Annotated in this window: 12 protein-coding genes; 8 read left to right on the forward strand and 4 right to left on the reverse strand. The window is 61.0% G+C overall.

Annotated features, from left to right (window positions below; all coding sequences use genetic code 11):
* Window positions 1-3: 3 nt before the first annotated feature.
* Both PUT78_RS03275 and PUT78_RS03280 read right to left on the reverse strand, forming a co-directional pair.
* A complete protein-coding gene (locus tag PUT78_RS03275; RefSeq protein WP_274350674.1) occupies window positions 4-1524 on the reverse strand; it encodes a hypothetical protein in 1521 nt (506 codons plus the stop codon).
* 65 nt (window positions 1525-1589) lie between these two features.
* Entirely contained in the window at window positions 1590-1724 is a 135-nt protein-coding gene (locus tag PUT78_RS03280; protein WP_274350675.1) for a hypothetical protein, read from the reverse strand.
* A 145-nt stretch (window positions 1725-1869) separates the two neighbouring features.
* Between PUT78_RS03280 and PUT78_RS03285 the strand changes: the two genes are divergently transcribed.
* Complete coding sequence (locus PUT78_RS03285) at window positions 1870-2415, forward strand: shikimate kinase (RefSeq protein ID WP_274350676.1); 546 nt, start codon at window positions 1870-1872, stop codon at window positions 2413-2415.
* Window positions 2412-3530 carry a 3-dehydroquinate synthase gene (gene aroB / locus PUT78_RS03290; RefSeq protein WP_274350677.1) on the forward strand — a complete coding sequence of 373 codons (1119 nt, stop codon included), beginning with the start codon at window positions 2412-2414 and terminating at the stop codon, window positions 3528-3530. The genes PUT78_RS03285 and aroB overlap by 4 nt, the downstream gene beginning before the upstream one ends.
* A gap of 199 nt (window positions 3531-3729) precedes the next feature.
* Here aroB and PUT78_RS03295 read toward each other — a convergent pair whose 3' ends face one another.
* Window positions 3730-4149: a metallopeptidase family protein gene (locus PUT78_RS03295; RefSeq protein ID WP_274350678.1), complete on the reverse strand. Its 420-nt coding sequence runs from the start codon at window positions 4147-4149 to the stop codon at window positions 3730-3732.
* 95 nt (window positions 4150-4244) lie between these two features.
* Between PUT78_RS03295 and gltX the strand changes: the two genes are divergently transcribed.
* The 5 genes from gltX (at window position 4245) to PUT78_RS03320 (ending at window position 11652) form a co-directional block, all read left to right on the forward strand.
* Window positions 4245-5573, forward strand: coding sequence for a glutamate--tRNA ligase (gene gltX, locus PUT78_RS03300; protein WP_274350680.1), 1329 nt, complete (start codon window positions 4245-4247; stop codon window positions 5571-5573).
* A gap of 118 nt (window positions 5574-5691) precedes the next feature.
* A complete protein-coding gene (locus tag PUT78_RS03305; protein WP_274350681.1) occupies window positions 5692-7692 on the forward strand; it encodes an AsmA family protein in 2001 nt (666 codons plus the stop codon).
* A 178-nt stretch (window positions 7693-7870) separates the two neighbouring features.
* Window positions 7871-9817 carry a threonine--tRNA ligase gene (gene thrS, locus PUT78_RS03310; RefSeq protein ID WP_274350682.1) on the forward strand — a complete coding sequence of 649 codons (1947 nt, stop codon included), beginning with the start codon at window positions 7871-7873 and terminating at the stop codon, window positions 9815-9817.
* 146 nt (window positions 9818-9963) lie between these two features.
* Window positions 9964-11127, forward strand: a complete 1164-nt coding sequence (locus PUT78_RS03315; protein WP_274350684.1) for an isovaleryl-CoA dehydrogenase — start codon at window positions 9964-9966, stop codon at window positions 11125-11127.
* A 36-nt stretch (window positions 11128-11163) separates the two neighbouring features.
* Entirely contained in the window at window positions 11164-11652 is a 489-nt protein-coding gene (locus PUT78_RS03320; protein WP_274350685.1) for a lysozyme inhibitor LprI family protein, read from the forward strand.
* Between the two features lie 80 nt (window positions 11653-11732).
* Here the strand turns inward: PUT78_RS03320 and PUT78_RS03325 are convergent, their stop codons facing one another.
* Window positions 11733-12335, reverse strand: a complete 603-nt coding sequence (locus PUT78_RS03325) for an OmpW/AlkL family protein (protein ID WP_274350686.1) — start codon at window positions 12333-12335, stop codon at window positions 11733-11735.
* 148 nt (window positions 12336-12483) lie between these two features.
* Between PUT78_RS03325 and PUT78_RS03330 the strand changes: the two genes are divergently transcribed.
* Window positions 12484-14088, forward strand: a complete 1605-nt coding sequence (locus PUT78_RS03330) for a carboxyl transferase domain-containing protein (protein WP_274350687.1) — start codon at window positions 12484-12486, stop codon at window positions 14086-14088.
* Window positions 14089-14135 lie beyond the last annotated feature (47 nt).

The following is a 14135-nucleotide window of genomic DNA, read 5'->3' on the forward strand; positions in this document are numbered from 1 at the left end:
TGCCTAGCCCCGCCGTTCCAGCAGCAGCAACTCGATCGCGATCTGTCTTGTTGCGTCATCCAGCCCCAGCAGCCGCAGCGACTGCAATCCCAGACGGGCTTCGCGCGGATCACCGACAGCGGCATGGGCAATATGGTTCAGTGCGTCCAGCAACAGCAGGCCGCCGGCGCTGGCTACCGGTGCGGTTGACATGTCCGTTTCGGGCGATGATGCAAATGCCTGCGCCACAGCTGCAGCCATGGACGAACTTTCGATGTCGGGCAGGCTGGCATCATTCATAGCCAGCGCCGTAGCCAGCCGCGCCTTGTCGGATTGCGGAGCGATCTGTCCGGCAAGATCCAGCCGAGTCTGTGTCAGCATCAGCACATGCCAAAGGATCGTCCGGGCGCTGGCATCCAGTGTGGCCGGATCGGTCCCACTTTCGGCCAAGGTTTCGGCGAACATCTGGGCAAAGGCGACTTCCAGTTCCACACTGGCGAATTTGGGCCAGGCGTCATTCAGTGCCCGTGACAAACCTGCGCTGTCACCGCTGGCCAGGGCATGATCAAGGGTTTGCACTGCGCGCACCCTTTCCCACACGCCCCCGGACGCGGCAGGCCGACGTTGGGCATAAAGGCCCAGCAAACGGTTGGGTTGCATCACCCCGGCGCGTGTCAGCCGTTCGGCGGCGTCAAGCTGTGCGCGCCAGCCGCTGGTGCCGCGCAGATCAGCATAGGCATAGGCCACCGGCAGGCTGGCTGTCGGCACCGGGTCACCCAGCGCTTCCAGAATGCGCCAGCCCAGCGGGGATAATTCTGCAGGTGGGGGGGGGGTGACATGCGCATCCTCTTCTTCCAGGAAGCGCTGCAGCAGGCTGGCTTCGCTCGCCTCCAGCAAGCCCAGCGATGTGGTGGCGTTCAGCGTCGTGTAGGCCGCTTGCCAGTCCCCGCGCCGCGCCAGACAGAAAATCTTGGCGCCATGGCCGAAATCCGTGGTGATCTGGCCGCTCATGCTGGTGCAGGCGCTGTCTTCTTCGCCCAGCAGCAGGGCAATGTCGAAAGCGCGCGTGTTCAGCGCGGCGGTACGGACCGGGGCTGCGTCGATCAGTTGCGATGCCTGTTCCAACGCACCCATGGCCATCAGTTTGTCAATACGGGCGACAAGCACCGTGCCTTGCGTTTCCGGCTGCAATTGCGCGGGTGGGTCGAATTCTGCCAGCAGTAAACGGTAACCAAGCTGCAGCGCGGCTGGCAGGGTATCCACGGGCAGGGCCGAAATGCCCGCCAGCACTTCCGGCACCGGGGCGCCGCCCCACAGATCGCGCGGCAGACCGACACGTTGCGGAACGAACAGCCCCACCTGGTCCAGCGCGGGTGCCCCAAGGGGTGATACGGCGATGGCCTCGGGCGTGTCCTGGGGCGTGACAAGGGGCAGGGACATGCCGCCGATGGTTGTGTCGGGCTGCGACATCGCATCTTCCAGCCAGTCAATCGCATTCAGGGGGCGCCCGCCCTGCAGCGTTTGCGCATCAAGCGGCAAAGCCATTGCGACGGCCACCGCAAACGCGGCGCCCCCGCGCTGCGCTGTCAATATATGTCTGCCCACGCGCGTCAATTCACGTCCAGCGTGACCGGGCTTTCGAAGCTGCGCTGTTCGGCGGACATATCCCCGAAATAGGCATAGGCCACCACCGCCAGCCCTGACAATACCGCCAGAACAAGGATCAACCGAACCAGATGTCGCATTCTGCCTGCCTTTCGTTTCGCGGCCCCCTCTTTTGACGAAGAAGATTACGGGGGGTTTCCCTTTTGACAGTGCCGCAATATCACGACAAGGACAATGCAGGCCACAAAAACGTGTTGAGGGGCGGGCAAAGGGCGGAGCGTCGGCATGAAATTGCATAAAACCGTTGTCCTTGTGGGCATGATGGGGGCGGGCAAGACCGCTGTGGGGCGGGAACTGGCGCAAAATCTTGCTGTGCCGTTTCGCGATTCGGATGAAGAAATCGTCGAGGCCGCGCAGATGAGCATCGCAGAGATATTCGAACGCGATGGTGAATCGTTTTTCCGTGCCCGCGAAGCCGAAGTCATCGCGCGGCTGATGCGCGGTGAGGCGGGAATTCTGTCGGTGGGCGGCGGCGCGTTTCTGAATGCGGGGACACGGGCATTGATATCAGAACTTGGGGTGTCTGTCTGGCTGAAGGCTGATCTGGATTTGCTGTGGTCGCGGGTGCGCCACAAGTCAACGCGCCCGTTATTGCGCACATCGGACCCCTATGGGACATTGGCTGACCTGCTGGCAACACGCGCGCCGCATTATGCCAAGGCGGATCTGGCGGTTCAGACCCGTGCGGGGTATTCCATCGCCGATACGGCGCGTGCTGTGTTGACGGAACTTTCAACCCGCCCGGATGTGCTGGAAGGATATTGCGAATGAAACTTGATCACGTTCATGTGCCCCTTGGGGCGCGCGCTTATGATGTGGTGATCGGGCAGGGATTGCTCGCGAATGCCGGTCAGCTGATTGCGCCGCATCTGCATCGCAAGCGCGTGCCCATCCTGACAGAAAGCCGCGTGGCCGCGCATCATCTGCACAGGTTGCAGGAGGGGCTGTCGGCTGCCGGGGTGGACAGCACCGCCCATGCGCTGGAACCCGGCGAAGGCACGAAAAGCTGGAACGGGCTGCAACAGGCGGTGGAATGGCTGCTGGATGAAAAGGTTGAACGCAGCGATATGGTTGTTGCGCTGGGCGGTGGCGTCATTGGTGATCTGGGCGGGTTTGCGGCGTCCGTGTTGCGGCGGGGGGTGGGATTTGTGCAGATCCCGACATCCTTGCTGGCGCAGGTTGACAGTTCGGTGGGCGGCAAGACCGGCATCAATACCCGCCATGGCAAGAACCTTGTGGGGGCGTTTCATCAGCCCGCACTGGTTCTGGCCGATATTGACCTGCTGGACAGCCTGCCAAGGCGTGATTTTCTGGCCGGATATGGCGAAGTGGTGAAATACGGCCTGCTGGGGGATAGTGCGTTCTTCGATTGGCTGGAAATGAACGGTCCTGCCATGGCGGACGGGGACAAGATGCTGCGGCACTATGCGGTACACCGGTCCGTGCAGATGAAAGCCGAAATCGTGGCACGCGATGAAACCGAACAGGGCGACCGTGCGCTGCTGAACCTTGGGCATACATTCTGCCATGCGCTGGAAGCGGCCACAGGTTATGGCGACCGGTTGCTGCATGGCGAAGGTGTGGCCATCGGTTGCGCATTGGCATTTGAATTATCGGCGCGCATGGACCTGTGCGCGCAGGAAACCCCGGGGCGCGTGCGTGCCCATCTGCGTAATATGGGCATGGCAACTGATCTGGCGGATATTGCAGGTGATCTGCCATCCGCAGACGCGCTGATCGCGCTGATGGCGCAGGACAAGAAGGTGCAGGACGGGCGTCTGCGCTTTATTCTTGCGCGCGATATCGGGGCGGCTTTTGTCTGTGATGATGTGCCGGGCGATATTCTGCACGCGGTGCTGGCGGACGCACTGGCCGCGCGCAGTTAGCGCATTCTCATATCAGGCGGGACCGCAAGGTTGGTCGATTCCTGCGTGATGCAGGTGTTGGAGTACCAGAAGCGCGGGCTTGATCTATGCCCCAGCGCCTGCGTCACGCCGGAACCACCCGCAAACGGAATGTTTCGACCTGATCTGATCAGGTGGCGGTGGGCATTCGCGGTCTGTTTAAGCTGTTGGTGTTGCGTGCTCAGTCCTGCCAGGGGGCAATGGTCGCGATGTCACTGTCGGACCAGCCAAAGTGATGCGCCAGTTCGTGAATGAAGACATGCGCAATCAGCGCGCCCAGTTCGATATCCCCGCGTGCAATCCATTCATCCAGGATCGGACGGCGGAACAGCCAGATCCTGTCTGGTTCCATGGGCTGATCCATCACTGATTTTTCGGTCAGCGGAATGCCGGTATAAAGGCCGGTCAGCTCAAACGGGTCATCAAACCCCATCTCCGCCAGAAGGGCATCCGGGGCGAAATCGGTGATATGCAGCGCCACATTCTCCGCAGCCTGCCGGAAGGGGGTGGGCAATGTTTCGAGGGTCTGCGTAACGACATGCTCAAACACCGCCTGTTCCGGTGGCAGGGCTGACATCCAGTGTTGTGCTGTGTCTGTCATTGTGGCGGCTTTCGTTCAAAACTGTTTCAAAGCACGGGGCTTGCACTGACGCAAGGCTTGTGAAAAAGCATGAACGCAATCAGGAGGTCGTCCCCATGTCCAAGATTGTTACCCGCTTTGCGCCCTCGCCGACAGGATATCTGCATATCGGTAACCTGCGCACCGCATTGTTCAACTATCTGATCGCCCGGAAATCGGGGGGTGAATTCATCCTGCGGCTGGATGATACCGATCAGGAGCGATCAAAGCAGGAATATATCGATGGCATCCAGCAGGATCTGGAATGGCTGGGCATTGGCTGGGACCGTATTGAACAGCAATCGAAGCGCCTGGACCGCTACAAGGATGCTGCCGACAAACTGCGCGCGGATGGCCGGTTTTACGAGTGTTTTGAAACGCCGGGCGAGTTGGACCTGAAGCGCAAGAAACAGCTGAACATGGGGCGCCCGCCTGTTTATGACCGTGCCGCGCTGGACATGGATGATGCCACGCGCCTGCGCCTGCAGGCTGAACGCGACGGGTATTGGCGCTTTCTGCTGGATCAGACGCGGATCGAATGGGAAGATGGCATTCTTGGCGCGCTTTCGATTGATGCGGCATCGGTGTCCGACCCTGTCCTGATCCGTGCGGATGGGCAGGTTCTGTATACGCTGGCATCTGTCGTGGATGACATGGATATGGGGGTGACGTATATTGTGCGTGGGTCCGATCATGTGACCAACACGGCAACCCAGATCCAGATCATCGAAGCGTTGGGCGGTGTCGCCCCGTCATTTGCCCATCATTCCCTGCTGACCGGCCCGCAGGGCGAAGCGCTGTCCAAGCGGCTTGGCACGCTGTCCCTGCGCGATTTGCGCGCGCAAGGCGTGACGCCCATGGCATTGCTGTCGCTGATGGCGCGGCTTGGGTCCAGCCAGCCGGTGGAATTGCGCGGCACCATGGACGACATTGCCGAAGGGTTCGATCTGTCGCAATTCGGGTCTGCGCCCACCAAATTCGACGCCGAGGATTTATGGCCATTGACCCGCGCCGATATTCAGGCGCGCCCATATGCGGCGGTTGCGGACCATCTGGCAGGTCTGGGCGTGCCAGAAGACGTGGCACCGCAGTTCTGGCAGGTCGCACGTGAAAATATCACCCGTCTGGATGATCTTGGCCCATGGTGGTCATTGTGCCAGCAAGGCGCGGCCCCTGTGATCGACCCGGAAGATGCGGATTTCGTGGCCGAAGCGCTGACCTTGCTGCCGCCACCGCCCTATGGGCCGACCGCATGGAAGGACTGGACCGATGCCGTCAAGGCGCAGACCGGTCGCAAGGGGCGGGCGTTGTTCATGCCACTACGCAAGGCGCTGACGGGGCAGGCGCATGGCCCGGACATGGGTGCGTTGATGCCACTTTTGCAACATGTGCGCGCCAAGGAATGAATTGACGTTGCGTCAGGCTGTCTGACACCCGTGTGATGGATTTTTGATAAGACATCCCTGCGGCTTGACGCTAGGATTCCTGTAGACACGGGCACCAGAATGCCGGTCGGAGGGTGGAATGCGTTTGATCAAGGCTGTTGTTGCGGTTGTTCTGGGGCTTGTCGTGCTGGCCGGGGCTGCGCTGTTTTTGTTGCCTTCGGAACGCATTGCAGTGATCGCCGCGCAACAATTCCAGACAGCGACAGGGCGCAGCCTGACGATTGATGGCGCGGTGCGGCCAAGTTTTTACCCGGTCATCGGGGCGACGGCGAATGGCATTTCCATCGGCAATGCCGACTGGGCCGGTGATGCGCCGCTGCTGCAGGCCGAACAGATGGAAATCGGCCTTGATCTGACTGCCCTGTTGCGGGGCGATGTCCAGATTGAAAGGATTATCCTGCAATCCCCGGTCATCGATCTGCGGCGCAACAGTGAAGGGCGCGGCAACTGGGAAATGGCAATACGCGCCAGTGCGCCCCCCCCGCAAAGCGACAGCACCGCAGAACCACAGACCCGCCCGCGCGCCTTCTCATTGGGGATGGCGGCGATTGCTGGCGGGCAGCTGCGTTTCCGTGATGCCGCGTCGGGAACGGATATCACGCTGGACGCACTGGATGCAGATTTTGCACTGCCTGCGTTGGACGGGCCTGCCGAAATCACGGCTGCAGCGCGCGTGAACGGTCAGGCCCTGCGCCTGTCCGCCGTGACAGATAATGTCGCGCGGCTGATCAGCGGCGCAGTGGTGGGGCTAAGCCTTGATCTTGGGCTTGCGGAGTCGCGCGCGCAGTTCGCCGGTCGGGCGGGGCTTGGCGATATGATCCTTGAAGGACAGCTTGATACAGACATTCCCGCCCTTGCCCCGGTTTTCCGTGCGCTTGCCGCGCAGGGCGCGGACCTGCCACCGGCATATCTGCCGCTGGGGTTTTCCGGGCGGGTGACCCGCACCGCCGATGGCATGCTTTATGCCCGCGACGCGCGGATGCGCGCGGGGGACACGCGCTTGAACGGGGATATCGACATGTCCATGGCCGGTGCGCGGCCAAAACTGACGGGACAATTATCCGGCGGGGTGCTTGATTTGCGCAGCCGCGGCGCAACAGGGCGTGGCACCCAAAGTGGCGGCGCGGCGGCGGTACAAGGCTGGTCGCGCGATGTGATTGATGCCAGCGCATTGGGCCTGATCGATGCCGACCTGTCACTGGCATTTGACGGCATTCAGACGGATGTGACCAGTTTCGGACAAACGCGTCTTGTCCTTGGCATTGACAATTCCCGCGCGGTGATCGACCTGCGCGAGGTTGCTGTGTTCGGCGGCAGGCTGATGGGGCAGTTCATCGCCAATAACCGGTCCGGCCTGTCGGTGCGCGCGGATTTGCGCGCCCGCGATGTGGCACTGTTACCGATGCTGACCGAACTTGCGGATTATCGTCGTCTTCAGGGCAGTGCCAATCTGGATATCAATGTGCTGGGTGTCGGCAATTCGGTCCATGCGATCATGGACAGCCTGCGTGGCGACGGGGCGATCCGCTTCGATCAGGGGGAAATCCTTGGCTTTGATCTGGCAGGCATGCTGCGCAATCTGGACATGAGTTATATGGGCGAAGGCACCCGCACCGTTTACGACAGCATCAGCGGTACGTTTACAGTGGCCGACGGGGTACTGCGCAATGATGATCTCGCGCTTTCGGCGCAGCGATTCTCGGTTACCGGGCGTGGGAGCGTTGCCTTGGGTGCGCGCACGCTGGATTATCGGATCGTGCCCGCCGCCTTGCAGGGCGAAGGCGGCGAAGCACTGCGTGTGCCGCTGATGATAACAGGCCCATGGGACGCGCCGCGCTTCCGCCTGGACCTGGAAGCGCTGGCCCGCGAACAGTTGCGCGTCGAACAGGAACGCCTGGAAGATATCGCCCGCGAAGAAGCCCGCCGACTGGAAGACCGCGCGCGCGAACAGGCAGCGGAACGTCTGGAACGGGAACTTGGCGTGCAGCGCGAAGAGGGCGAGCGGCTGGAAGATACCCTGCGTCGCGGGTTGGAACAGGAACTGGGCAACCGGCTGCGCGGCTTGCTTGGCGGCAACTGACGGCGCGCGCGTTTGTCCATCCGGCAGGGCACATAGCGGCGTGCTGGTCTTTTTACAACATCAACACCTGAATGCTTGATGCCAGCTTGACTTTCGGTCCTGCGACAGCGACATCAGCGCCCGACATAACCCGCAACCGGGCGTTCCGTGGGCGCCAGAACGACGAGGAGCATGGCTGATGGCCCAGATTTCCCTGACATTCCCCGATGGCAATGCGCGCAGTTTCGATGCAGGCGTAACCCCTGCCGAAGTGGCGGCATCGATTTCGACATCGTTGGCTAAAAAAGCCATTTCCGCCACTGTCGATGGCGCGCATTTCGACCTGCAATGGCCGATCATGCAGGACGCGGCCATCGCCATTCACACCCTGCAGGATGATGCGCAGGCGCTGGAACTGATCCGCCACGATCTGGCGCATATCATGGCGCGCGCGGTGCAGGAAATCTGGCCGGATGTGAAAGTGACAATCGGCCCGGTGCGCGACAAGGGCTGGTTTTATGACTTTGACCGCGCGGAACCTTTTGTTCCCGAAGACCTTGCGCAGATCGAGGCCAGGATGCGCGACATCATCAATGCGCGCGAACCTGTGCGCACCGAAGTCTGGGACCGTGCGCGTGCCATCCAGCACTACAAGGACGCAGATGAGCCGTTCAAGATTGAACTGATCGACCGCATCCCCGAAGGCGAACCGCTGCGCATGTATTGGCATGGCGCCTGGCAGGATCTGTGCCGTGGGCCGCATTTGCAGAATACCGGGCAAGTGCCTGCTGATGCCTTCAAGCTGATGAATATTGCAGGCGCCTATTGGCTGGGCGACAACACCCGCCCCATGCTGCAGCGCATCTATGGTGTGGCCTTCAAAAATCGCAATGACCTGAAAGCCCACCTGACCATGCTGGAGGAAGCCGCCAAGCGCGACCACCGCAAGCTTGGCCGCGAGATGGACCTGTTCCATATGCAGGAAGAAGCCCCCGGTCAGGTATTCTGGCACCCCAATGGCTGGTCCATCTATACTAATCTGCAGGATTACATGCGCCGCCAGCAGTTGCGCGACGGCTACTTTGAGGTCAACACCCCGCAGGTGGTCAACCGCAAGCTGTGGGAGGATTCAGGCCATTGGGACAATTATCAGGAGAATATGTTCATCGTCGAGGTTGACGAGGATCACGCTCGCGAAAAGACCATCAATGCGCTGAAACCGATGAACTGCCCCTGCCATGTGCAGATCTACAATCACGGGCTGAAATCCTACCGCGACCTGCCGCTGCGCATGGCCGAATTCGGATCCTGCGCGCGCTATGAACCCTCGGGCGCGTTGCATGGCATCATGCGGGTGCGGGGCTTTACCCAAGATGACGGGCATATCTTCTGTACCGAGGATCAGATTGAGGCGGAATCGAAGAAGTTCATCGACTTCCTGTCAGGGGTCTATGCCGATCTGGGCTTTGACAACTGGCGCATCAAGCTGTCCACCCGCCCCGAAAAACGCATCGGCAGCGATGAAAGCTGGGACCGGGTCGAAGCCGCACTTGGCAATGCCTGCCGCGCGGCGGGGCACGAGTATGAACTGTTCCCCGGCGAGGGCGCGTTCTATGGTCCGAAGCTGGAGTTCGTGCTGACCGATGCCATCGGGCGCGACTGGCAATGCGGCACGCTTCAGGTGGACCCCAACCTGCCCGAGCGGCTGGGCGCGGCCTATATCGGCGCGGACGGGGGCAAACACCGCCCCGTCATGCTGCACCGTGCGGTGCTGGGCAGTTTTGAGCGTTTCATCGGCATGTTGATCGAGAACTTCGCCGGCAAGCTGCCGTTCTGGCTGGCGCCGCGTCAGGTGGTCGTTGCCTCTATCGTGTCGGATGCGGATGATTATTGCCGCGAGGTTCTGGATACGCTGCGAGCAGCAGGGATTCGCGCCGAACTTGACCTGCGCAATGAGAAGATCAACTACAAGGTCCGCGAACATTCAGTCGGCAAGGTACCGGTCATTCTGGCCATCGGCGCGCGGGAAGTGACTGAACGCACGGTTTCTGTGCGGCGTCTGGGCGAAAACCGCACAACAACCGAAACGCTGGACGCGCTGGTTGGCACGCTGCGCACGGAAGCCACCCCGCCTGATTTGCGCTAAGACGCGCTGATTTCATCTTGCCGGAAATACTCAGAACAGGGGGCATTTGCCCCCTGTTCTTGTCTTGCGAGAAAAATTCATTTGACGAAGGCGCCTCCTCGCGCGTATGAAATGAACAAGTGTTCAGTTATGGGAGGATTGGCGCCATGTTCACGGCATCGATGCATTTCGACCTCGGGTCCGAGGTCAACGCCCTGCGCGACATGGTCCACCGCTGGGCGCAGGACCGCGTAAAACCCATGGCGGCGGAAATCGACCGCACCAACACCTTCCCATCGGAATTATGGCGGGAAATGGGGGGGCTGGGCCTTCTGGGCATCACCGTTCCGGAAAGCTATGGCGGCGCGGATATGGGCTATCTGGCCCATGTGATCGCGGTCGAGGAAATTGCGCGCGCATCCGCGTCAGTATCATTGTCCTATGGGGCGCATTCCAATCTTTGCGTCAACCAGATCAGGCTGAACGGCACCGATGCACAGCGCGAACGCTACCTGCCCGGACTGGTCAGTGGCGAATATGTGGGCGCGCTGGCCATGTCCGAAGCGGGCGCAGGGTCTGATGTGGTCGGCATGAAGCTGCGTGCCGAAAAGAAGAATGACCGCTACATCCTCAACGGCACCAAATACTGGATCACCAATGGCCCGGACGCCGATGTTCTGGTCGTTTATGCCAAAACCGACCCGGCGGCAGGCAGCAAGGGGATCACAGCCTTCCTGATCGAAAAATCCATGACAGGGTTTTCCACCAGTCCGCATTTCGACAAGCTGGGCATGCGCGGATCGAACACAGCAGAACTGGTGTTTCAGGATGTGGAAGTGCCCTTCGACAATGTGCTTGGGGATGAGGGGCGCGGCGTGCGCGTTCTTATGTCCGGGCTGGATTATGAACGTGTGGTTCTGTCCGGAATTGGGACCGGCATCATGGCAGCCTGTCTGGATGAGATCATGCCTTACTTGCGCGACCGGCACCAGTTCGGCCAGCGGATTGGCAGCTTCCAGCTGATGCAGGGCAAGATTGCCGATATGTATACGGCCATGAATTCCGCCCGCGCCTATGTCTATGAAGTGGCGAAGGCCTGCGACCGTGGTGCCGTTACGCGCGCAGATGCGGCGGCCTGCGTGCTCTATGCGTCTGAACAGGCAATGGTGCAGGCCCATCAGGCTGTGCAGGCCATGGGGGGGGCAGGTTTCATGAATGACAGCCCCGTCAGCCGCTTGTTCCGCGACGCAAAACTGATGGAAATCGGCGCGGGCACGTCCGAAATCCGGCGTATGCTGGTGGGGCGTGAACTAATGGGGGCAATGGGCTAAGGCTTGGCTTTGTTCATTTCGGAAAGGAAGTTCCCTATGCGCCTGATGATGCTTTTTGCCGCCGCGATGACCTGCCCCGCCGCCGCACAAGACCTGCGCTTCGATGCCGGGCCAACTGATATCTGCCTTGCCGGATTGTCAGACAACGCACAGGCACATGATTGTATCGGCCGTGCTGCCACTGCCTGCATGGAACAGGCGGGCGGGTACACCACTGTCGGAATGGGCTTTTGTCTGGATGCTGAACTAAGCCTTTGGGACGGCAAACTGAATGATGCCTATAGAACCCTGCGCGCCGATCTGTCCGCGCAGGATGGCACGCGGGCAGATGCTGCGATTTCACTGTCCGACAGCGCGCGCGACATGCAGCGCGCCTGGATCGGCTTTCGTGATGCGCGCTGCAGTTTTGAAGCCGCGCAATGGCAGGGCGGCACCGGGGCCAGTCCGGCGTTTCTTGGTTGCGCCATGCAGATGACCGCTGAACAGACCGTGTATCTGTGGGCCGTTTCGCAGGGCGCGCGTTGACCATGGTGGCGGGCATCACCAATCGCATATGCAAAGGGCGCCCCCACGAGGGACGCCCGATGCTGTGGAGGGTGGCCCCGTCAGAACCGATGAACGTAAGACACCGCAGCAACCCAGGGGTCGATCTTGGCCGTGCCGATATTCACCCCGCCCAAAGTGACATCGGGTTTGATGTTGATCCAGCGCAGATTGGCGCGGATCGCGCCGCGCTCGCTGACAGCAAAATCAACCCCTGCATTCAGGGCAAGACCCCAGGAATCCTTGATCCTCACATTGCCCAACGCCGATCTGGTGCTGAAGAAATTGGTGTAGTTGATACCGGCACCCAGAAACGGGGTGATCGCGCTGTCATTGGTGAAATGATAGTTCAGCGACACAGTCGGCGGCAGATGTTTGGTCGTTGCCGTGCCCACGCCCGCAATGGTGATCGTATGCCGGAACGGCACCGCCGCAAGCAATTCAATGCCCAGATTGTCCTGAATGAAATATTCCGCTGTCAGGATCGGGCGTGTGCTGCTGCCGATACTGGTCGCGGCACCGGCCAGCGTGCCGTTATTCGACTTCGGATGGACATGGCCAATACCCACGCCCAGCGTCCAGTCGCCTGCCTGCTGTGCCATGGCGACCCCGCCCGACAGCGCAAGTGCCGAAATTGCACATGCAGTAATATTCTTTATTTTCATGGTCTTTCCCCATTATGCGAAGTGCGCGGATGTTGCGCACCGGCCCATGCTGCTGCTTTGACCTGCATCAAATTGCGGCGCGCAATGGCTGTGACCGAGTGTCGCAATGCGGGCGGCAATCGAATTCAGTTTCAATCGGGGGTAGTGCATGAAGCTTGAATCAACCGTCCTCACCGGCTCGGACACCTTCCGCGCCAATCATGCGGCGCATAGTGCCGCGCTGGCCGAAATCCGCGCGGCACAGGCCTTGGCACTGGCAGGCGGTGGCGAAAAAGCGCGTGCGCGTCATATGGCGCGCGGCAAGATGCTGCCGCGTGACCGGGTGGCAAACCTGCTGGATGCTGGCAGCCCGTTTCTGGAAATAGGCGCAACAGCGGCACATGGCCTGTATGACGGGGCCGCCCCCTGCGCGGGCGTGATTGCGGGTATCGGCCGGGTATCGGGGCTGGATTGCATGATCATCTGCAACGACGCCACCGTGAAGGGTGGCACCTATTACCCGATGACGGTCAGGAAACACCTGCGCGCGCAGGAAATCGCCGAGCAAAACCACCTGCCTTGCATCTATCTGGTGGATAGCGGTGGCGCAAACCTGCCCAATCAGGACGAGGTATTCCCCGACCGCGACCATTTCGGGCGCATCTTCTATAATCAGGCGCAGATGTCGGCCAAGGGAATTGCGCAGATTGCTGTTGTGATGGGGTCTTGCACGGCAGGCGGGGCCTATGTGCCTGCCATGTCGGATGTGACCATCATTGTGCGCGATCAGGGCACCATCTTTCTGGCAGGGCCGCCGCTGGTCAAGGCCGCAACCGGCGAAGTGGTCAGCGCCGAGGACCTGGGGGGTGGGGATGTGCATACGCGCCTGTCAGGGGTGGCTGATTATCTGGCCGAGGATGACGCCCATGCGCTGGCCCTTGCGCGCCGTGCTGTCAGCCACCTGAACCGCGCGCAACCCGCCAGCGTGCAATGGCAAACGCCTGAAGATCCCGCCTATGACCCGGAGGAGATTTTCGGCATCGTGCCCGCCGATCTGCGCACCCCCTATGATATCCGCGAAGTGATCGCGCGCGTGGTCGATGGGTCGCGCTTTGACGAATTCAAGCCGCGCTTCGGGGATACGCTGGTCACGGGTTTTGCGCATGTCATGGGCTGCCCTGTGGGGATTATTGCGAATAACGGGGTGCTGTTTTCCGAAGCCGCAGTCAAAGGCGCGCATTTCGTGGAATTGTGCAGCCAGCGTCGCATTCCACTGGTGTTCCTGCAAAATATTACCGGCTTCATGGTCGGGCGCAAATACGAAAACGAAGGCATTGCGCGCCATGGCGCGAAAATGGTGACGGCGGTGGCCACAACTGCGGTGCCCAAGATCACCATGCTGGTAGGCGGCAGTTTTGGGGCGGGCAATTACGGCATGGCGGGCCGCGCCTACAGTCCGCGTTTCCTGTGGACATGGCCCAATTCGCGCATTTCGGTGATGGGCGGCGCGCAGGCCGCAGGCGTGCTGGCCACTGTGAAACGCGACGCAATGGAACGCGCGGGCCAAAGCTGGAGTGAAGAAGACGAAGCCGAATTTAAACGCCCCACGGTGGAGATGTTCGAGCGCCAGTCCCACCCGCTTTATGCCAGCGCGCGCCTTTGGGATGATGGCATCATCGACCCCCGCCAGACGCGGCAGGTGCTGTCGCTGTCGCTGTCGGCCGCTTTGAATGCACCTATTGATGACACGCGCTTCGGTGTGTTCCGGATGTAGAATGACTTTTTTGCCGCGGGGCTGGGGGGCTGGCCCCCCGGGTGCTG

Origin of the sequence: Roseinatronobacter alkalisoli, from assembly GCF_028745735.1 — a bacterium.
Taxonomy (GTDB): domain Bacteria; phylum Pseudomonadota; class Alphaproteobacteria; order Rhodobacterales; family Rhodobacteraceae; genus Roseinatronobacter; species Roseinatronobacter alkalisoli.